General features: G+C 59.3%; 9 protein-coding genes. 3 read left to right on the top strand and 6 right to left on the bottom strand.

Annotated elements, in window-relative coordinates:
• Nucleotides 1-11: 11 nt before the first annotated feature.
• The 5 genes from Q7T36_RS04805 to Q7T36_RS04785 form a co-directional block, all read right to left on the bottom strand.
• A complete protein-coding gene (locus Q7T36_RS04805; RefSeq protein ID WP_304844607.1) occupies nt 12-5,543 on the bottom strand; it encodes a hypothetical protein in 5,532 nt (1,843 codons plus the stop codon).
• A gap of 71 nt (nt 5,544-5,614) precedes the next feature.
• Nucleotides 5,615-6,814: an OmpA family protein gene (locus tag Q7T36_RS04800; RefSeq protein WP_304844605.1), complete on the bottom strand. Its 1,200-nt coding sequence runs from the start codon at nt 6,812-6,814 to the stop codon at nt 5,615-5,617.
• Entirely contained in the window at nt 6,801-12,848 is a 6,048-nt protein-coding gene (locus Q7T36_RS04795; RefSeq protein ID WP_304844604.1) for a hypothetical protein, read from the bottom strand. Before Q7T36_RS04795 ends, Q7T36_RS04800 begins: the two co-directional genes overlap by 14 nt.
• A 113-nt stretch (nt 12,849-12,961) precedes the next feature.
• Complete coding sequence (locus Q7T36_RS04790) at nt 12,962-15,706, bottom strand: hypothetical protein (protein ID WP_304844602.1); 2,745 nt, start codon at nt 15,704-15,706, stop codon at nt 12,962-12,964.
• A gap of 215 nt (nt 15,707-15,921) precedes the next feature.
• A complete protein-coding gene (locus Q7T36_RS04785; protein ID WP_304844600.1) occupies nt 15,922-16,410 on the bottom strand; it encodes a hypothetical protein in 489 nt (162 codons plus the stop codon).
• 403 nt (nt 16,411-16,813) lie between these two features.
• Here Q7T36_RS04785 and argE point away from each other — a divergent pair, with 403 nt between their 5' ends.
• Genes argE through ilvD form a run of 3 tightly spaced genes read left to right on the top strand, consistent with a single transcriptional unit; the run spans nt 16,814 to nt 21,037 of the window.
• The gene (gene argE, locus Q7T36_RS04780; RefSeq protein ID WP_304844598.1) at nt 16,814-17,968 is read left to right on the top strand and encodes an acetylornithine deacetylase; all 1,155 of its coding nucleotides are present in this window, start codon (nt 16,814-16,816) and stop codon (nt 17,966-17,968) included.
• Between the two features lie 46 nt (nt 17,969-18,014).
• Entirely contained in the window at nt 18,015-19,331 is a 1,317-nt protein-coding gene (argA, locus tag Q7T36_RS04775; RefSeq protein WP_304844984.1) for an amino-acid N-acetyltransferase, read from the top strand.
• 26 nt (nt 19,332-19,357) lie between these two features.
• Nucleotides 19,358-21,037, top strand: coding sequence for a dihydroxy-acid dehydratase (ilvD, locus tag Q7T36_RS04770; protein WP_304844596.1), 1,680 nt, complete (start codon nt 19,358-19,360; stop codon nt 21,035-21,037).
• A gap of 53 nt (nt 21,038-21,090) precedes the next feature.
• Here ilvD and Q7T36_RS04765 read toward each other — a convergent pair whose 3' ends face one another.
• Entirely contained in the window at nt 21,091-22,056 is a 966-nt protein-coding gene (locus Q7T36_RS04765; protein WP_304844594.1) for a MerR family transcriptional regulator, read from the bottom strand.
• Between the last annotated feature and the right edge of the window lie 230 nt (nt 22,057-22,286).

Raw genomic sequence — 22,286 nt, 5'->3', positions numbered from 1 at the left:
CGGGGTAAAGTTCAATTATCCACGGTCACGGTAAAACTCACCGCCCCTTCCGCTCCCGGCAACAGCACTCCGCTGAAGTTCCACTCGATGGCTGGATTGGCTATGACCGGCGTACATCCGGTAAGGCCTGAAGGCAAGGGCAGGATACAGACGGCGGACGGGCTGTGGGTAAAGGCCGGCACTGCGTCATAAATATTCAGGTTGCTGATCGCCGACACCCCCTCGTTGCGGTATTGAACCGTATAGGTGATGACATCGCCCGGTTGCGCCGCCGCCTTGTCCACGGACTTGTACAGGAACAGGGTGTCATTGCGGCTGACAGATACCTGATCCTGATTGACCAGCACATCCGAAACCGCCGGCACCAGATTGTCGTAAACAAACGTCGCGGTCAGGGTGATGGTGTTACGGGCGCCATCGTTCGCCTGCACCGGCACGAATTCCTTGATCAGCAGGCAGATCCGGCCGCCCGGCGTCATCACGAAGGGGCCGGTGACCGGAGGATCGGAGGGATCCAGCAAGGCATCGCAATTCGCGTCCTGGTACAACACCTCGCTCCACAGTGGCGCGCCCGGATTGGAGACTGCATTCAGGCTGAACGTGACGATGCCGTCCGAGTCCGCCTCAAAGATATGGGGCAGTTGCAGGATGGCGCCGGGCGTGGTGTTGCGCACCTGGTTGCTGTACAGGCGGCTTTGCGAAACATCAGCAAAATCGACGCCGCTGTAGGCCACGCCATCGGTATAGGTGAATTGCGTGGTATCCGTCGCCAGCGTATAGGAGCCTGCCGTGGTGCCCGGACTGCCGCCGGTGCTGATATAGCCTGACACCGGATACTCCACCACGCAGAGCACCGCGCCGGTGGCCAGCGCCGCCGGAACGATCAGGGAGTAATCCCCGAGGGCGTCCGTGGTATCGGTCAGGTAGGTCACGGTATTGGGCGGCGTGGTCAGGCCGCAATCGGTCAGGCCGACAATCACATCGGGCAGCCCGGCTTCGTCTCCCCCCTGCAGGCCGTCATTCGCCGTGCCGGCACCCGCGCCGTCATCCCGGAAAACACGACCACTGACCATGCCGTCTACCACGGTCACCGGCGCGGTTGCCGTGTTGTCAACCGGGCTGGGATCCGGGGAACTGCCGGTAACTGTGGCGCTGTTCAACTGGACGCCGCCCGTCAGGGCCGTACCCACCAGGGTGACTTCCGCAAAACCGTTGTAAGGAACCATGCCCAGCGGACAGGTCACGACTCCGGCAGCATGACTGCAACTGCCTTGCGAGGCCACGGCGCTGACAAAGCCGATGCCCGACGGGAATGTATCCACCAGCGTCACGGCGCTGTTGGCCGGACCGGTATTCCTTACCCGCAAATAATAGAACACGGAATTACCGGCAATCACGGGATTGGGAGTTGCGAGCTTGCTGAGTTGCAAATCGGCACCCAATTGCACGGTTGTATTTTCCGAGACGCTGTTGTTGACCAGATTGGTGTCAAACTCATCGGCCGTGACACTGACCGAATTGGTGTCCACGCCGACAATATTTGCGTTCATGACAATGGCAATGCTGGCAGTATTGGCTACCTCCAGATTACCCAAGTTACAGGTCATGACATTGGCGACCGGCGCACCGCAGGTACCCTGACTGGGAGTGGCGCTGACGAAGCTGACGTAGGTGCTGGGCAGGTTCTCGGTCAGGACAATGTTGGTGGCGGCCGACGGTCCCTGGTTGGTCACGGTGACATTGTAGGTAGTCGTGGTGCCCAGCGCGACAGGATCAGGGGTGTCCACCTTGTTGACCAGCAGATCAATCTGGGCTTGCAGCACCGTCGTATTCTGGGTGACCGAATTGTTAAGGGCATTAATGTCGGGAACCGTGCCGCTGTTACCGTGTGACACCGAAGCGGTATTACTGATAGAACCGGCGGTGGCGGCGGCATTGGTGGGGCGGCCGATGACGGTGACGGTTTGCTGGGAAGCCGCAGCCAGGTTCGCCCAAGTACAGGTCAGCGTCGTGAAGGCCGAGCGCGGGCTGACGTTGGTATTGGCCGAGGTATAAGTGGTGCTGGCCGGGGTGGTCGTACAGCTTCCGCCACCCGACGGATTAATGGAGTAGAGGATCAACTCAGCCGGTAGGGTATCTGTCAGGGTGACCGGCGTAGCGGTTCCCGGACCGGTGTTGCCGACGGTCACCACATACGTCAGGTCCGTACCGGCGCGAACCGGGTCGGGTGCATCTGTCTTGTTGACAAACAGGTCCACCGAATTAAGGACATTGACGCCCACGGTCGCCGAGTTATTGGCTGCGTCCGGGTCCACCGGGAAGGTCACGCCATTTTGGCGCAGGCCAACAGTAGCAGTATTGTTGCGAGGACTGCCGACCACAGTCGGAGTCACCGTCACGTTAAAACTGACGCTCTGCCCGGACAACAGGGAGTTGTTGTAATCGCAAACCAGGTTGATCAGGTTGTTGCAATTCCAGCCCGGTTGGGCGGGCGTCACCGAAACAAAGGTTGCACCCGGGTTGCTGGTCATGTTGTCAGTGACACTGACATTGTTGATACCGGTGGCGTCGGGGCCGTTGTTGGTGACCGTGACCGTATAGGTCAGGTTTTGCCCGGCCAGCAGGCTGGCCACGGACGCAGTCTTGGTGATGGAGAGATCGGCCGAGCCGCGAACTGCCGTATTGACATTGGCCGTATTGTTCGTCGTATTGCTTTCCGCACTACCTGCCGTCACATCCACGCGGGCATTGTTGGTCATGGTGGTTCCGGCGCCGGAATCCGCCCGCAGGATGAAGCGGATATCGCTGCTAACGCCGTTATTGAAGGTATTGGTGGCAATGCCGGTAACCGTCCGGGTGCAGACCACGGTCACCGGACCCGGCGAGCCGCTGATCGGTCCAGCTGGGCAAGTCCAGCCCTGTCCGACTGTCACTTCGGTGCCCGAGATATAGGTGGTATTGGCCGGCAGGGTATCAGTGACAGTAAGGGTGACGCCGCCGGGCACATTAGTGGGGCCGTTGTTGGTTACCCGCAACCGGTAATCCACGGTATCGCCCACGGCGACCGGATCAGGTCCGTAGCCCCCGGCGCTGTCGCTCTTGGAAATCACCAGGTCATAATTGGAGGTAATGGTGATATTGACGCTGGATGAATCGTTTGTGGCGTTGGTATCCCCGGTATAAATCACCGTCCCGGTATTGGTATAGACTCCGCCTGCCGTTCCCACCGCACCGACAGTGATCGTGGGGTAATTGGTATTGGCGTTGAGCGAACTGGTTCGTGTGCACTGCACATAGTCCGTATCGTTCCCGACGATGGGAAAACTGCCGGTGGACGATGAACATGTCCAGCCGGTTCCGGAAGCGCTATTGAAAGTGATGCCGGTTGGTGCAATATCCGTGACCGTCACCAATTGACCGGTGGGTTTTTGCAATGGTCCGTTGTTTCGCACCGTCAGCGTATAGCTATATGTGGCCCCCACGGAACGTGAGGTATTGGAAACCGTCTTGGTGACCTGCATATCGACACCCGGAGCCACGACCGTCCGGCTGGTGGAGGCAGTGTTGTTGGCCGGGGAGGTATCCGTGGCGGGACTGCTGATGGTGACATTATTCACCAGAGTCCCCACCGCCGTGGGCGAGAAGTTGTAGGTGACATTGCTCAGGCTGGATGAACCCGGACCGGCATTCACTGCTGTCGGCTTGGTGCAGGTAATGGTGCGCGGCCCGGCCAAGGGCAAAACACCGGCGGGTGATACTCCGCAGGTCCAGCCGGTACCGGTCGGGTTGCTGGTCAGGTTGGCTCCTGCCGGGAAATTATCCACCAGCGTAATCACGCCGCCGGTATCCCCCATGGCCAGAGAGGGTGACAGGGTATAGGTATAGGTGCTGCCCGTAGCCAGCGGCGAGGCAGCGCTGACTGACTTGGCCACCACCAGATCGTTGATGACCGTATTATTGACTGTGCTGCTGTTATTGCCGGCGGTGGTGTCGGTCGCGCCGCTGTTAATGGTAGCTGTGTTGGCCAGCGCCCCGGTGGCGGTGGGGCGCACGCCGAAGCTGATGTTGTTCAGCGACAATGCCGCCGGGCCGGCGTTACCGGTTCCCGCGCGTGTGCAACTGATGGCCACTGGCCCGGCCAGCGGAAAACCGCTGTTAGGTGTACAGCTCCAGAGGGTGCCGGTTGGCGCAGAAGTCAGCGTGACACCGGCGGGGAGGTTGTCGGTAACGGTAATGGTACCCGCCGTGGTGCCCATATTGAGTACCGGGGCCAAGGTATAGGTATAGGCCTGATTTTGACCCAGGTTACCCGCCTGACTGACGGTCTTGGTGATGGCCGCATCATTGATGACGGTATTCGACACTGTGGAGCTGGTGTTGTTGCCCGGCACCGGATCGGTTGCACCGGGATTGATGCTGGCCGCGTTGTTCAGGGCACCGGTCGCAGTTGGCCGGAAACTGACTGTAATATCATTCAGCGACAAAGGTGTCGGGTTGGTGTTGCTGGCGGATGCCCGGGTGCAACTGATGACCTGCGGCCCGGCCAGCGGAAACCCCGCGTTGGGCGTGCAAGTCCAGCCAGTACCGGTAGGGGTGGCAGTCAGTTCCGCACCGGCGGGGAAATTGTCGGTGACGGTAATGGTGCCGGTGGTGCCGACAATCAGTGTCGGTGACAAGGTGTAGGTGTAGGTCTGGCCCAGACCCAGATTACCGGTCTGGTTCACGCCTTTGGTTATGGCAGCATCGGAAGCCTGGTTAACTGTCGTGCTTTGCGTCGCATTATTGTTAGCGGTATTGTCATCCCGGATGGAAGACGACAGCGTCACCTGGTTGGTAATGGTGCCCAGCGACAACGCCATGACCGGTACGGTCAGCACCGGGGCATTGGCGGCAATCGCCACCGCCCCGGTGCGGGTACAGGTCAGGGCAAACGGGCCGTTCATGGGATAGCCGGACGCGGGCAAGCAACTCCAGCCCGTGCCGGAGGGCACGGCGGTCACCCGGATACCGCTGGGAACATTATCGGTTATGGTCAGGGTATCTGAGGCACCCAGCGCATAGGGGCCATTGTTGCGTGCCGTGAGGGCGTAGGAAAAGGAATCCCCCTGCGAAACCGGGTCGGCGCTGTCGGTTTTGGTGATCGAAAGATCAGTACCGGTCTGCACGGTGGTAATGTCGGTATCGGCATTATTCGCGGCATTGGAATCCGGTTCGTTACGGGTGCTTGTCACAGTATTGGTGAGGGTGCCGACGACCGTGGGCACCACCCGGATCAGAACGGTGGCTGACTCGCCAATAGTCAAACTGCCGATGGTACAGGTGATGGTGGATGTGCCGACGCAGGCGCCCTTGGTCGTGGAGACGCTGGAAAAAGTGACCGTGCCGGGAATCGTATCGGTCAACACCACGCCGGTCGCGTCATCCGGGCCGTTGTTGCTGACCACGATGGTATAGGTCAGCAGCCCGCCGGCACCGATAGGATCAGGACTGTCGCTTTGGTTGACGACGATATCCACAATCGCAGCATGGGTAAGACCGGACAAGATCAGACAGAAGAATGTCAGGAGGAGCCTGGCTCCTCCCCATCTACGAGACCGCATGGTACAGACTCCGCTTATTTACGCCCAGGCCTTGCCTTGGTGGTGGAAGTCTTCCTGCCCGCTTTACTTCTGGCCTTAACCTTGGCCTTGGCTTTTTTCGCTGCCTGACGGGCCGCCTCAAGCTGCAGGTCATCCCGTTGCGCATACGACTCGATCTTCTCGCCAAAATACGCAACCTCAACCCGGCGGCTTAGGGCGTGATTCATCAGCGCATCACTTTCCGCACTGAGAGTGCGCTCCATACCCATGGCAATCGTGGTCATCCGGTCGGCAGACACCCCCAGCTTCAGCAGGTAGTTGCGCACGGCATCCACCCGCCGCTTCGACAACTTCAGGTTGTAACCCTTGCTGGCGCGGGAATCGGTATGCCCTTCCAGCGTAATGGTCATGTGCGGGTAGACTTTCAGGATCTCGGCGACACGCTTCAGCACCACGACCGACCCGCCGCTGATATCGGACTTGTCGAGGGCAAAGTGCACGTTGCGCGGCACATTCACCAACAGCGAAGGCGGCTGCTCGGGAGTGACCACCGGAACAACCGGAGGCGGCATAACCGGGGTTTCCACGACGGCCGGCGGCGTTTCCGCGATGGGGCAAGGCTTGGTGGCTTCCGGCGGGCAAACACAGTTATCCGCCAGTTTGCGGGCGCGCTTTGCCAAACGCTCGGCGGCGGCAAAGTGCTCACGGGCATGACGCCAACCCAACTCCTTGTTCTCGTGACCTGCCCAGACCAGACGCACTTCCATTTCGGCCAAGGGTGCGGCGGCGCAGGCAAATCCCTGATGACGCTTCATGTCGGCAGCAATGGTCCACAAATCTTCCCGCAGGCGTTGCGATTGCTCAATCACCGGCGTGTCCAGGGTTATATTGGCCACGGCCGTTTCCATCTGCCCCACCAGCCAGGCGGATTGCCCGACGGCCTGCTCAATGACCTGGCTGCGGTCATTCTCATAATATTCATGATAAGCAAAATCCAGCCAGGCCTGCGCCTTGACCAGATAATAGTTGTCTGCGCCGACACCACCGGCATTCAGGCGAGCAATACGGTCCTGCAGCAGCTTCAGGCCGGTCAGGTCGGCATGCACCACTTCATCGCTGATGCGGGTTTCCTGGGGCTGGACGACAGAGTCTTCCGCATGCACGGCGCCGGCCGCCAGCCACAGGGCGGAACACAGGCTCAATGTCGCCAGGCGGCTTGGGTTAGGGGCGGACATTTTCAGGCTCCAGAGTCTTGTTGATGCCGGGTTTGCGTGCGTTGAACAAATCTTCATCAAACTTGAAGCGGAAACGCAGGTAGAACCCGTCCACGGTATAGTCATTGCCGACCAGGTCACCGTCGTCATAGTTCAGGAAGTTGTAACCGGCGGACAGCCAGAAATTGGTCATCACCATGTATCCGGACTCCACACCCAGCACATAGCGCTTCTGGCCACCGTCGCCCCAGATTTGTCCGCCCTGCACGCTGGCCTCCCAGCGCTCGGTCAGGTCGCGGATGGCGCGGGCGCCGACCATGTGCGTGGTGCTGTCGGCGGCAATACCGCCGGAATTATCAGTGGCCCATTTACCGGCATAGTTGCCGGACAGGGTGAGACGGCGCACCGGATGGTAATTGAGGTGCGTGGAGAAAATGAAGGCGTCACGGTCGATGGCAACGGTTTGCGAGCGGTCGTCTTCGATCTTGTATTCCAGCTTGGTCAATGCATCCCAGCGGTTGGTATCGACCTGCCGCCAGGCAAAACCGGTCTGGAAACGGTCCAGAACCTTGTTGCCGACATTCTTGTTGTCGGTGAGGCTGAAAGTGTTGCGGGCCAGCAACGTCCAGTCCCGGTTCAGTTTCCAGGCAATACCCAGCTGGTTGAGGATGGTGTCTGCGGTGTCCGCCCAGCGGAAATCAACTTTGCCGGTGGCTTTCCACAGCGGGTTGGCCAGATATTCCAGGCCCAGGCTGACGGCGGTGGCATCGTTGGCGGTGGTGCCTTTCAGGGTGGAAACCCGCTCCAGGTTGGTGCTGAGCCGCACGTCTTGCGCCAGATACCAGCGGTTGCGCAGGCCGATGGCCGCTTCGGCCTCAGTGGCGGAAATGGCGTCACGCACCCGGTATTCGCTGAACACCCGGCCGTCCTTCATGTATTCGTCTTCAACGCCAACCACGGTGGTGTTGCGCTGCTGGGTGTCGTTCAGGCCGTTGCCGCCGGAAAGACTGGAAATCAGTTCATGACGGGCATAGAGGCGGCCCTGGGTACCCAAGCGGTAATCACCGCCCACCGACAGCACCTGACGCTCCGAGTTGTCCACATCCTGCTCATATTCGACAAAAGCGGATGCACCGGGCAAGGCGGCAAACTGGGCATTCATCTTCAGCCAGGCGGTCACGCCTTCATAAGGCGTGGAACCCAGGCTGCTTGATGATGCCGGTGCGCTGGTTTCGTCATAAATGCGCGAGCCGATTTCCAAGGCCAGCATCTCGTTGAGACGCTTTTCCAGGCTGAGCTTCAGCCCCTGACGCACACCGGAAGTGTTGGCATCGGCGGTACGGGAGGCTTCGGCGCGGAACATGCCCCATTTTTCGAGACTGAGGCGCAGGCGGGCGCCGCTTTCCTCGCGGCCGGCCGTCAGCGGCGCAGCCGTATTATCGAACTCTTTTTCGCTCTGGCCGTGGAAGACACGCCAGTAATCCGTGCCCTTTTCATGCACGATTTCAATGCGGCCAGCAGCGCCCACACCTTTGCTGTCGCGGTCGGATGAGGCTCCTTCAACCACGACCGTCGTATCCGCTGTCAACTTATAGGAGGCGTTGACACTACCCAACTGATAGGCATCCACCGGATTGTCTTCCGACACCACGGCGGCGCCCACGCTCAGGCGCTCGGTCAGCTGATGCTGGCCCTGAACGCCGCCCACCCAATACTCAGGCCCGTTGTTGCTGACTTCCAGCGTCACGCGGATGGAGTAAGGATTGAGGTTGGCGTCCAGGCTGGGCACCGGACCCTTGAAAATCAGGCTGCCGGTCAGCGGCTCAAATTCATAATCGAGAAAACGGGTTTGCGACTGCGTGGAAATAATCAAACCGGGATTGTTGCGGTCCCGCAGCAGAATTTCCACTTTCTCACTGTTCACCAGCAGGCCATTGATGCCGGGCAAGGCATAGGGGCCGGATACGCCCTGCGCCGGGATTTCCAGCGTGGTCTGGTTGGCATTCGTTTGGGCGGCAAAAGCGGTAGTGCTGGACTTTTCGGTCTCATGATGCAGGCGCAGGCCGGTCAGCGAGCGGTTGTACTGACCCAGTTCCAGACCCTTGGCATTCTCGATGCGGGTATTGTAGTCGCCGAACAATGCGTAGGAGCGGCCCTTGTCCAGTCGTGCATACAGCTTGCCGGTGGACTGGGCGTCAAAGCCTTTCACGGCCGAATCGCCGTAAACCGGGTAGTATTCTTCCGGACGGATATCGCGGAACAGCGACTGCTGCTTGTCCTTGTCCGAATCATAGGACATGGTCAGCAGGTACTCGCCTTTGACTTTGCCTTTCAGGAAGAAAGCCATGCGGCCGGTGGCGTTCAGCTTGCCGTCATTGCTGCCGGCCAGGTTGTTCAGTTCCTCTTCAAAACCGTCGGAAGCCATGGCCGGGGAAATCTTGCTGCTGTCGAAGTCCTTAAGGCTGATCATGCCCTCGGCGATACCGGCCACAATCATCGGCCTCAATTCAGGGACGAATTTAACCTTGAGGGTTTCCTTCAGGATACCGGTGCGCACCACCACTTCCCCTTCGCCGGGCGTCGTCGGAGCCACGAGGGTCAGCGTGGTTTCGCCGCCTTCCACAAACAACTGGGTTCCGGGCTGCTTGGGGTCCAGATCCTTTTCGGCAATGCGGCCGGCGCTGGCTTCCACCGTGATCTGGGTGCGGCTGGTGACAGGAACACCATCCTTGTCGTGCAGGATGAGGCTGACGGGCAGACGGCTTTCGCCATTGGCCTCCAGCGACTTCGCCGGAGCCAGCATTTTCAGGGCATACAACGCACCGGGGGCTACCACGGAAACCGCCGCTTCACCGCGCGGATTGCCCATGGCGTCTACCTGCTTCAATTCAATGCGGTTCAGACCCGGGTCCAGTTGCACACCGATATATTCCCGCCCTTCCACGCGGATGTCCTGCACGGTGATGCGCTTGCCGACACGCTTGAACGGGACTTCGCGACCATTGACGGTGAGCATCATGGTAGCTCCCAACGTGCCCTTGACCTGAATCACCGTCTGGGTGGTTGGCAGAATATCACCCTCCTTCAGGTTAAGGATGGCGGCGCTGCGGTCCGCTCCCGGCAAGTAACTTTCCAACTCGGTCAATTCGACACGGCCTGCCTTGACTGATGCACTGATCGCTTCGCTCAACTCCGGCAGATATGCCTTGCCATGGGTTCCGCATTTGCTGTCGCCATTGAGACAACCATTGGCGGGCAGGGAACGCACATCACTGACCACAACCGGAATCACCGGCAGGTCCACCTTGAGATTGCGCTCCAGCTCGCCAATCACGCCATCGCCGTCGGCGCGGCGCTGGAAAATTTCTTCCATGCCCGGTCCTTCGCAGGTACCGCTGCCACTGGTGACGGCAAAATCCGCCCTATGGATTTCAGCAGGCTTCAAGTCTGCAAAGCGGCTGGCCGGGTCGCCGCCGTGACGCACGCTTTGCTCAATCAACTCAATATCGCGCGGCAAGGTGGTGCGATCCAGTTTCAGCATGTGAGTCTTTGGGCGCAGTCCGTAGAAGTCGAATTTACCTTCCACATCGCTGACAACAAAAGTGCCGTCCTCCAGATAAAGGCGCACACCGGGGACGCCGACCTCTTCCAGTCCCTGCACCCCGTCGCGATTGCAATCGGTGTAAATCTTGCCGGTGATATACGCTTCCGACGTAAATACGCCGGGCAACACCCGGACTGTATAAGCCGCGACATTGGAGCGGTTGCCGCCTGGAATGTTTTCAAACGCTGAAACCTGGTTCACGGCATTGCCCATGCGGGCCACCGCACCGGCCTTCAGGCGGTAGCGAATGACTTTTTCCAGGCTACCGGCCATATTGCCGAGATTGAAACGGATGATGCCGCCGCCGATCACCGGTTCCATGGCGACATTGTCCACCCGGGCGGAATTGAGCACATAACTGAAACCGGCCGGGAGACGGTCCTCGACCTGTACGGCTGTAGCCACCGCCTTGCCGGCATTGCGGACATTGACAGTGTAATCGACAAATTCGCCCACTTCGACGGTGGTGCGATTGCCGGACTTGCGCACAAACAGCGTGGCCGCAGCCAGTTGCGGGTCCAGCGGAATATCAATTTCCACCGGGCCGCGACCGGGAGTCACGGAGAAGCCCTCCCCCCGTGAACCCACCACCACCACCCGCATGAAACCGGCCGGAATCACGACGTTGCTGGGGAAAATATGCGTGGCCGGCGGCGTAATCTTCAGGACATAGTCGCCCGGCTCCACCAGCGGGAAGCGGTATTTGCCGTCCGCTGTGGTGGAAATGGAGCCCAAGCAGTCCGCCGCCGCCAGCGGATCACGATTGGGGCTGCACTGACGGCCGTTGTCATCATAGACAAAGGTGGTATTGGGGCTTTCCACGCCACCGACCAGACGAACCAGCGTCACCTGGGCGCCGGCAATGGGGGCGTTGGTGCTGCTGTCAAACACCACGCCGAAGGGGTCCACCAATACATTGGCGGAGACATTGACGTTCTGGCCGTGCGACAGGTCCGGATTGATGCAATAGAGAATATTGGCGATCAGGATGTCGTGACGTACCGTTTCCAGGATGTTGTCACTACCGTCAACGGGTCCACCAACATAACTGTGGGTGGGAATGCCGATGGTGACGGTCTTGGAAGTATCCTCACCAAAGGCCACGACCCGGAAAACCCCGGTATTCGCACCGGTTTCATAGGCAGTGACTACTACCGAGTCTTTTCCCGCTGGATCATAAAACGCGATCAGGGGGGCATTCTTGATGCCGTCATTCTTGGGGTTGTTGCCGGAATGCACCCGGATCACCAGATAATCACGACGACCGGACTGGGTGTTGCAGACGGAGCAGGTGGCTTCCAGAAACAACTCCTCACCCAAGCCGATGCGCAGTTGCAGGTCGGCGTACTGGCTGTCCTTGTTGACCAGGCTGGGCAGCTTGCCCGCCTCATCGACCACGGTTTCGACTTTGGGCGAAATCAGCTCTCGGTCGGCATCACCCAAACGGTGCAGGAAGCGGAACTGGTTGGTCAAGGTCGTCTTGACCGCATTGGCCAGCACCAGCACCTTGAAATTCAGCTCATCCACCTGATTGCCGGTGAATGTTTCATAGGCAACACCCAAGCGATCCACCCGGGTCAGATCAGCCGGAGGCGTCGTGACATACAACTCGGAGGCTGTTTCCGCCAGGTGATAGATCACCTTGCCCGGACCGGCATAAACCGGAACGGCATTCAGGCGCACATTGGCCGGAACGGGGTCATCCACCACCATGCGCGGGACGATGGACCCATCGATACTGACCATGACCGGAATGGCGGCATAGGCATTGCGATTGGAAATGGTCAGTGTATATGTCAATTCATCGCCCTGCTTGGCAGTGGCGGCGCTGACTTTTTTGGCCAGTTCAATCTGCGGCCCGGAAACACGGACCTGATCGTTGCGCACCAACACCAGCGTAGAATCACTGATACTGGTGGCGGTGATGCGGACGTTATAAAGGAAGCCTTCGTCCGCCGTAGCGGGAACCGTACCCTTGACCAACAGGCTGGCCGATTTGGCGGCCCCGAAATTCACGGTCACCGTGCCGCCATTGGCAACTACACGGTCACCGGCATCCTCCACACAATTACCGTTGGTGTCCTCCACCAACGTTAATGTATTCAGGATGCCGCTGTCGCCGCCAAGATCAGTGGCGGTCAGGGTGTAGGTATCAGCCAGCGTACCGGTATTTGTCAGAGAGTGGCACCATGTCACCGGCGTTCCGGGACCAACAGTCATCAGCGGCGCCGGGGTCAGGCTGGCGGAAACTACATTGACAATGGTGGTGTTGGAAGTGGCGAAAAGCTTGTTATTGAGGGTTTGCGGATCATCGTATTGGGCGGTCGCCTGATTGCGGATGGCCGCCCCCGCGAGGGGCGCAGCCTGCACTGCCCCGCTCAACCCCAAAAGTACACACAGCAACGCCATCAAGGCGAAGCCGGTGAACTGGAGTGAGCGAAGTAGCCGCATGGAATATTTCCGGAATTTTTAGGTTTTATTGATAATTAAAAGCGGGAGCCAGCCGAAGCAAGCTCCCGGTATTACATGGCCTTCCCTGGCCTGTCAACCTTGACCTTGCGGTCTTAGTTGTCGATCTGCACACCGATCTCGATGGTTTCGGAAGCACCACCGTTCAGGTTGGGGATGGTGGCCTGCACGTTACCGGCGTTGTTATTGCCCGGCGATGCGGTGATGGTGTTACCGGCACCGGTAACCGTCGGACGACCGCCCGCAGTATCCAGCGTGGTGTACGTCGGCGTGGTGTCGTTCACCACCACGTTGGTGGCAGGGGAAACACCTTGGTTCTCGGCCACAACACGGTAGATGATGCAAGCGCCGGGCTTGGCGGTCAACGGCGTCAGCACAAAGCCGCCACCATCTTCCGTTCCGTCACAGTTTGCATCCAGAGCCTGGGTCTTGACCAGACGCACCTGACCACCGATGACACTGGTGGTGTCGGTGTTGAGCACAGCAGCCGGAGCAGCCACGCTATTGACCGCACCGGTGGTGGTGAGGGTAATGGTTGCCACATCGGTGTCACCCGGGTTGGCGTTGACGTTGGACTGGACACGGGCGAAGATCCGGATGGATTCTCCCGGAGCCAAGCCAACGGCCAGGTTCGACGTAAAGGCGCTGATATCCGAAATCGGAGTCGACGCTTCCACTACGCTCAGTACGCCGTTGTTGTCGGCATCATAGAACAACTGGGTGTTCCAGGCATTGACACCAACCGTGGAGTTAGCAGCTGACAGCACCACTTCCCCAGCACCATCACCTTCCAGCACGTTACCGTTGTTGGTGATGATGTGGACATAATCCACCGTACCACCCGGGTAGACGGTGTTGCTGTTGTTGGTGGTGATCTGGATGTCACGAACCGTATTCACGGACAGGGCGTCCAGCTTTTTGTCCGTGGCGCCGGTCAGCGGCGAGGTGGTTTGGAACCAGACTTCCTGCGCCGTCACCGGAGCAGCATTGGCTGGGACCGAGACCACGGCGCAGAAGGTGCCGGTAGCGCCAGCATTAATGGTGCCAGTGTTGACAATGGCTGCACCGTAGGAGGAGCAGTCACCTGCGCCGCCGTCCTGATAGTAGGTCACGGCCCAGCCGGCAGGCAGATCATCCACACCGCCGAAAACGCCGTCCTGATCCGCGAGGAAGCCGTAGTTGTCAGCCGTGGCGGAAGTGTTGACCACATTCAGCACGAAGCTGGCATTATTGCCCGGATTCACGGTTTGAGTGGTGAACGGTGTGGTGCCATCGCCGCCAACGGTTTCATTGGCTGCGCCAGTGCCTGTTGCCAAGCCGCCGGCGTTTTGCAAGTCAACCGTGCTGCCAATGATGCTGGTGACACGGTTGGTGACGGTGTCGTCCTGATCGCCCGCAACCAAGATAACGCCGGTAGCGGTGGAAGTGGCGGTTACGACCATGTCGAGGTTGGTGCCGCTGGACACGGAACCCGGCAACACGGCCTTGACGACAACCTTGTAACCTGCACCGGCGGCCACAGGGCCGGTATCCGGAATGAAGTCACCGTTGGTGTCCTGCAGCACGTTCAGGCCGTCGGCCTGATACAGCGTGAAGGAGGTGCCCGCCGGGAAGCTGGTGTTGGCGTAGGTGATGTTGAAAGTATCGGTACCGTTGCCCTGGTTCCAGATATAGTCTTCGAAGGTAACCGTAGCGCCTTGCAGCACCGGGCCTTGCTCGACGCGGTCATCAACACCCAGGTCGGTTTCAAGCACGGCGTCATCGTTGGCGCCGACATTACGGGTTTGCAGCACTTCAAACAGCACGTCGTTGGACGGTGTCGGGCCGATATCCCCCTTTGGACCAGCACCATCAGGATCATAGGTGTATTCGGCGGTGTTGGTCAGGAAACCTGGGGCCGTTGTCGCGTCAACAATGACACTGAACTTGATTTGGCCGGTGACATTGGGAGCCACGGAACCCACGGCGGCGGTAATGGTGCCCGCAGCTTCAGAGAACACATCGGCATCAGCGCCGTCAGTCTGAACCCCGCCGTTCCAGGAACCGGTGTTGGGCTGGTAGGTAGTGCCGGCGGGCACAGCATCGGTCAACGTCACGCCGGTGGCGGTGTTGTTACCAACGTTGGTATAGGTAATGGTGTATTCAATGACGGTGCCGGTGGGGCCTTGGGTCACGTTCGCCGACTTGGTGACATTGATGACGGCGTCAGCGGTCAGGATGGCCGTGTCGACATTGCTGATGTTGGCAGGATCATCGGCCGGAACGGCCTGGAATACCCGCGAGTCAGCGGTGACGGTGACAATGGAAGTGTCAGCGTCGACCAACCCGGTGCCCGGCGCATAACCCACCACCACGAAGGTGAAGACGTCATTGCGGTTAAGGGAAACGTCCGTGCCGGCCAGGTTGACTGCGTTATCCGGCACGCCGTTGCCGTCGGCATCGGCATAGATGGCCAGCGAGTTCAGGTTGAACACGTCGCCAGCGCCGTTGGTGGTCTGGGCCACGGTCAGGCGGAAGGTGTCGGTGCCGTTACCGGTGTTGGTCAAGGTGTGCGGATACACGACCTGGCCACCCAGCGTCACATACTTGGTCTGCGTGGCGTCCAGCGTGAAGCTGGCAACTTGCAGGACAGTGGTGGACACGGGATTGGACGTGGCGGGACGCACCACACCCGAACCGTCGGTATAGGTCGCGGTCGCGATGTTGCCGATGGTCTGGCCGGCATCCGGCGCAACCGCCAGGGCTTGAGCGGACACGCCACCCAGAACCAGAGCGACCGACAGGGCCAGCGGATTGAGACGCCAGGCGTTGCGGGCCTGGTTGTTGGTAGTTTTACGCATAGGAAGTACTCCCCCAAAGTTTTGCTTGGATTATTTCATTTTGCCTTGCCAGCCCACAGGAGCCGACACCGCTCACCGTTTCCGTGTGCAAGAAAATCAGTGAGCGTCCTGCTCCTGCTTAAGGCCGTGATACGCGAACCCTCGCGGATTTCGACCCATTATTTGGACCCGGAGCAATAACTCCGAATCACAAAATTCTCAATAACAAACCGGGTTTATTTACCGGCTGCCACTGCGCTGACACGCATGCGGGCGCTGACTTCAAACGGCTTGCCCGGCGTCAGGGACGACACCGTCCACCGCAGGGCGCGATAATCAGTCAAAGGAACCGGAACCGTCTTGCCGTCCGCACCCTTGCGCGTTAACGGCATGGCAGAAAAAACCTTGCCGTCTGTGGATGCCTGAGCACCGGCAGGCTTCACTGACAGCGCCACATACTCCATCCCGACGGGCACCGGCAGGGTGGCAGCCAGGTTGGTGATGATCTTTTTGCTGACATTGCTGTAGACCGCCCGGTATTCCAGGACTTCGCCTGGCTTGGCGGTCTTGCTTTCGGTTAAGGTTTCCTTACCGTTGACATCCACCACCTTGAAGGCCTGAAGAGCAACCTTGACTGGTTCGGCCGCAGGGGCCGCATGAGCCATAAAACTGAATGAAACGGTGAAGGCCAGCAGGAACTTGACGACCGTAGAACTGAAACGCATACAAACCTCACAAGGAGCAGCTATGGAATCCGGCATCTTGGCATGAACCATCTGCTATTGGGCGGCAACGCTAACCCGTATCGTGTTCAATAAATGTTAATTCATTTACGAAACACATTAACAAGAGACCGTGACATCCGCATGAACGCAAACGCAAAACTACGTCATCGACTCTGGTTAACATTGTGTAATCGTATCAGGGAATTTTGTGACGCGCTTTGCACAAACACCCACACTGGATGAACGGTCAAAATTCGGCGACGAATGTAGCCTTGACCCGCACCCAATGCATTTTGTATGACGTGTCACACTTTATATTGCCGCAATGGCAAGCGGTTTTTTGCATCTGGCGGCCAGGTTGCGTATCCTCAGGAAACCGACAGCCCACCCTCTCCGACCCTTCATGGACAAGACTTTTTTCCAACAGCTTTCACAATTGGTCGCCTTGCCCAGCGTGTCCTGCACCGACCCGACACTGGACCAGGGGAATCTGCCGGTGGTGAGCCTGCTTGCCGAGTGGCTGGAAGCCGCCGGATTCCGTTGCGAGATAATGCACGTTGCACCGGGCAAGGCCAACCTTATCGCCACCCTGGGCTACGGGGAAGGCGGGCTGGTGCTGGCGGGCCATACCGACACCGTCCCCTTCGACCGGCAACTGTGGAAAAGCGACCCGTTCACCGTCACGGAACGTTTCGGCAAACTTTACGGCCTGGGCATCGCCGATATGAAAGGCTTTTTCCCCGCTGCCATCAACGCCGCCCGAGCCTACAGCAAGACCCCGCTGAAAGCCCCTCTTATTATTATCGCCACCTGTGACGAAGAGTCCTCCATGGCCGGGGCCAAGGCGCTGGTGGAAGGCCGGCGGCCGAACGGACGCTTTGCCGTCATTGGCGAGCCCACCAGCCTGAAACCGGTACGCCTGCACAAGGGCGTGATGATGGAGCGCGTGCGTATCACCGGCAACTCCGGACACTCCAGCGACCCATCGCTGGGCAACAATGCCCTCGATGCCATGACCGTGGTGATGCAGCGGCTGATGGCCTTCCGCGCCGAGCTGGCGAAGCAATACCGTAACCCGGCTTTCAGCATCCCCTCCCCCACCCTGAACCTGGGCTGCATCCACGGCGGCGACAACCCCAACCGTATCTGCGGCCAATGCGAGATGCAATTCGACCTGCGGCCGCTGCCGGGCATGGACACCGATGACCTGCGTCAACGCATCCGCGAGCGCATCCGTGATATTCCGGCGCAGTTCGGCGTCACGGTGCTCTACGAGCCCATTTTTGAAGGCACGCCCGCTGCCGAGACCCCGGCGGATTCGCCGCTGGTGCAAATGGTGGAGAAATTGACCCAAAGCGAGGCCGGATCGGTCGCATTCGGCACCGAGGCGCCCTACTTCCGCCAACTGGGCATGGATACGGTGATTCTGGGCGCGGGCAGCATTGAAACCGCACACCAGCCCAATGAATATCTGGACATCAAAAATATCTCCCCGCTCTTGTTGTGGCTCAAGCAATTGATACATCATTACTGCGTTCAGGGCCATGCGGCCCTCTGATTCAGGAACCCCCAGCGTGACCGACGAATTTCTCTCTCCGGACGCAATGACGGAACAGTATGTGCACTGGTTCCGGAATTCCGCTCCGTATATCAACGCCCACCGGGGCAAGACCTTTGTATTGATGTTTGGCGGCGAAGCGGTCAACCACGACAACTTCCGCAACATCATTCACGACATCGCACTGCTGCACAGCCTGGGCATCAGCCTGGTGCTGGTGCATGGCGCGCGACCGCAAATAGATGAAAACCTGGTCGAGTACGGCCTGACCACGCCGTTCCATCAGGGCATCCGCGTCACCACGCGGGAATCGCTGCGCTGCGTGATGGATGCCGTCGGCTCCATCCGTCTGGAAATCGAGGCGCTGTTGAGCATGGGCCTGGCGAATTCGCCGATGTACGGTGCGCGCATTGACGCCGTCTCCGGCAACTTCGTCACCGCCAAGCCTTACGGCATTCGTGACGGCGTCGATTACCAGCTGACGGGCGAAGTGCGTTCCATCGACATCGAGGCCATCAACAAGAATCTGGTCAACCGCCATATCGTCATCCTCGGCCCTACCGGCTACTCCACCACCGGCGAAGTGTTCAACCTGCGCGCCGAAGATGTGGCGGTGCGCACGGCGATGGCCTTGAAGGCGGACAAGCTGATTTTGCTGGGCGAGCGGGAAGGCATTGCCGACACCGACGACCGCCTGCTGCGCGAACTGATCCCCAATGAGGTGGACCAATATCTGCGCGGCAAGACTTTCGATACTGAAATCCTGCGCTACATGGATGCCGCACGCGGAGCCTGCCGTGGCGGCGTGCGCCGCGTGCACATGATTTCCTACGCCCGCGACGGTGCGCTGCTGCAGGAGTTGTTCACCCGCGACGGCTCCGGCACGCTGATCACCCAGGACCCGTACGAAGAAATCCGCACCGCCGAAATTGAAGATGTGGCGGGCATGCTGGAGCTGATGCGGCCGCTGGAAGAAGAAGGCATCCTGGTGCGCCGCTCCCGCGAGCGCCTGGAAACGGAAATCAGCCAGTTCTGTGTCATTGAACGCGACGGCATGATTGTCGGCTGCGCGGCGCTGTACCCGTTGCAGGTGGATGCCGGTTCGGACCCGGCCGGGGAAATCGCCTGCGTGGCGGTGCACCCCAGCTACCGCAACTCCGACCGTGGCTCCGAACTGCTGGATTATCTCGAAGCACGCGCCCGCACCAAGGGCTTGAAGCTACTGTTTGTACTGACAACGCGCACCGGCCTGTGGTTCATTGAGCAAGGCTTCGAACCCGCCTCCGTGGACGACCTGCCAAAGGAACGCAAGGACATGTACAACTACCAGCGCAGTTCGCAGGTTTACCGCAAGAAAATTTGATTCACTACCGACCGAGATTTGTTTCCATGTGCGATACCCCCAACACCCGCAAATATTCCTCCGAAATGGTTGACGGAATCGAAGCCGCGCCTGGCCGCGCCATGCTGCGCGCCGTCGGTTTCACCGATGAAGACTTCACCAAGCCGCAGGTCGGCATTGCCTCGACCTGGGCCATGGTCACCCCCTGCAACATGCACATCAACAAGCTGGCCGAGGAAGCCGGGCGCGGCGTCGACGCCGCCGGCGGCAAGTCGGTGATCTTCAACACCATCACTATTTCCGACGGCATCGCCAACGGCACCAGCGGCATGAAGTACTCCCTGGTGTCCCGCGAAGTCATTGCCGACTCCATTGAAACCGTGGCCGGCTGCGAAGGCTTTGACGGCCTGGTCGCGGTTGGCGGCTGCGACAAGAATATGCCCGGCTGCATCATCGGCATGGCGCGCCTGAACCGCCCGTCCATCTTCGTTTATGGCGGCACCATCAAGCCCGGCGCCGGCAACACCGACATCATCTCGGTGTTCGAGGCCGTCGGCCAGCACGCCAAGGGTGAGCTGAACGCCATCCAGGTCAAGCAGATTGAAGAAGTAGCCATCCCTGGCCCCGGTTCCTGCGGCGGCATGTACACCGCCAACACCATGGCCAGCGCCATTGAAGCGCTGGGAATGAGCCTGCCGGGCTCCAGCGCCCAGGACGCCATCAGCACCGACAAGACCGACGACTGCTTCCGCGCCGGCCAGCAGGTGCTGGAACTGCTGAAGCGCGACATCAAGCCGCGCGACATCATGACCAAGAAGGCTTTCGAGAACTCCATCCGCGTCGTCATCGCGCTGGGCGGTTCCACCAACGCGGTTCTGCACCTGCTGGCCATGGCCAACTCCGTGGACGTGGACCTGACCTTGGACGACTTCGTACGTCTTGGGGACATTACGCCGCTGGTCGCCGACGTACGCCCGTCCGGCAAGTACATGATGAGCGAACTGGTGGCCATTGGCGGCATCCAGCCGTTGATGAAGCGCATGCTTGACGCTGGCATGTTGCACGGCGACGTCCTGACCGTGACCGGCAAGACGCTGGCCGAAAACCTGGCGGACGTGCAGGACTATCCGGAAGGACAGCAGATCATCATGCCGCTGGACAAGCCGATCAAGAAGGACTCGCACCTGGTGATCATGAAGGGCAACCTCTCGCCCACCGGCGCGGTCGCCAAGATTACCGGCAAGGAAGGCCTGCGTTTTGAAGGCACCGCCCGCGTCTATGACGGCGAGGAAGCGGCGCTGGCCGGCATCCTCAACGGTGAAGTGAAGGCTGGTGATGTGATCGTGATTCGCTACGAAGGCCCGAAGGGCGGCCCCGGCATGCCGGAAATGCTGTCGCCGACCTCGGCGGTGATGGGCAAGGGCCTGGGCAAGGAAGTGGCGCTGATTACCGACGGCCGTTTCTCCGGCGGCAGCCACGGTTTCGTGGTGGGCCACATTACCCCGGAAGCGGCGGAAGGCGGCCCGATCGGACTGCTGGAGAACGGTGACCGCATCACCATTGATGCCGAAACCCGCGAAATCAGCGTTGACGTCAGCGATGCCGACCTGGCGGCGCGCAAGGCCAAGTGGACCGCGCCGGAACCGAAGTTCAAGCGCGGCGTGCTGGCCAAGTACGCCAAGCTGGTCAGCAGCGCCTCCACCGGTGCGGTGACTGACTTGCCCTGAACCGGCTGGCAACCCGGCGCTTCCTGCCTGATCCGGCTTGAAGCGCCAGCCCCTCAAGCCCGCCCGGCAGCGGCCTGTTGCTGCCGCCAACGAGCCACCCGCATACGGATATCATCCAGATCCCTGACGATATCCACCTCTGCGATATCCCTTCGGCAAGAAGCCACCCCACTGCCCCCGGCCCACATATGGATATGAATCGGCAATTTGAGGCGCAATGCCTCCAATAACGGCACTGCCCTGCTGGGCGCAAACGACGCGCTGAATGAGAGCCCCACCACATCAATCCGGTGCTGAAACGCCGCATCCACAATATCCTGAAGTGACATCTCAGCGCCTGAATTGAGCACATCCACCTCATCCAGCCGCAATAAGCCCTCCACCATCAGCAAACCCAGCGTATGCAACTCATCAGGCACTGTCGCCAGCAAAATACGCGGCCTCAAGACCCCGGGGGGCAAACAACCAAGAGCCTTTTTCATTATTGATTGAATTTTTTCAGAATATAAATGTTCCTGTTCGACAGTGATTTTCCCGGTCATCCAGGCATCGCCCACCATCACATTCGCCAAGCGCATGAAATTCATGATAAAAGAGTGCAGGCCCATTTTATCAAGTTGCTGCTGCAGGTAATTTTCCAGGCTATCGGGATCTGCGCGGCATATCTCCCCCAGCAACTCTCTTTCCAGTTCACTGAGCAGGAAAAACCGGCTTCCCTTTGGGTCAGCAACACACAGCTGCTCCAGCTCTGCAATACTTAAACCCACTATTTTTCCAGGCCTGAAACCGCTATCAATCAAACGCCGGATAATACCCAGTTTATAAACTTGATTTTGCGAATATACCCGTTCTCCAAGCGCGTTTCGTTCCGGGTCAGGAAACCCGTAACGGCGCTCCCACATCCGCAATAATTCCTTGGGTATTCCGGTTTCACGTTCAACCGCATGAATGGGCAACAGTACAGACTCGGCATCCCCCGGTGACTGGTCAGGGCAAGCGGAGTAAAGAGGATTATCCATTGCCAAGCCCCTCTATATATTATTGTTATTGCCTGCAATTGACCTGCAACCCAGGTGACGACAACGATTCCCCCGCAATTCCGCCATAACGAACCAATTGATTATTGTTAATTGCAGGAGCCCACAATCAACCCAAGCCCACCCCCCCTCAAGTCTACAAACCCAGTTTTATGTGACGCATATCTCATTTATACAATTTTGTACAGGCGACAGCCGCCTTTGTATTGATA

The organism is Fluviicoccus sp. (assembly GCF_030646115.1).
In the GTDB taxonomy this organism is placed as follows: domain Bacteria; phylum Pseudomonadota; class Gammaproteobacteria; order Pseudomonadales; family Moraxellaceae; genus Fluviicoccus.
This window is presented reverse-complemented; position numbering and strand designations above follow the sequence as displayed.

What these genes read in the sequence shown, in the direction of transcription:
- ilvD (WP_304844596.1), top strand. Translation starts at nt 19,358, where the DNA reads ATGTGCGATACCCCCAACACCCGCAAATATTCCTCCGAAATGGTTGAC.
- argE (WP_304844598.1), top strand. Translation starts at nt 16,814, where the DNA reads ATGGACAAGACTTTTTTCCAACAGCTTTCACAATTGGTCGCCTTGCCC.
- Q7T36_RS04790 (WP_304844602.1), bottom strand. Translation starts at nt 15,706, where the DNA reads ATGCGTAAAACTACCAACAACCAGGCCCGCAACGCCTGGCGTCTCAAT.
- Q7T36_RS04795 (WP_304844604.1), bottom strand. Translation starts at nt 12,848, where the DNA reads ATGCGGCTACTTCGCTCACTCCAGTTCACCGGCTTCGCCTTGATGGCG.
- Q7T36_RS04785 (WP_304844600.1), bottom strand. Translation starts at nt 16,410, where the DNA reads ATGCGTTTCAGTTCTACGGTCGTCAAGTTCCTGCTGGCCTTCACCGTT.
- argA (WP_304844984.1), top strand. Translation starts at nt 18,015, where the DNA reads ATGACGGAACAGTATGTGCACTGGTTCCGGAATTCCGCTCCGTATATC.
- Q7T36_RS04765 (WP_304844594.1), bottom strand. Translation starts at nt 22,056, where the DNA reads ATGGATAATCCTCTTTACTCCGCTTGCCCTGACCAGTCACCGGGGGAT.
- Q7T36_RS04800 (WP_304844605.1), bottom strand. Translation starts at nt 6,814, where the DNA reads ATGTCCGCCCCTAACCCAAGCCGCCTGGCGACATTGAGCCTGTGTTCC.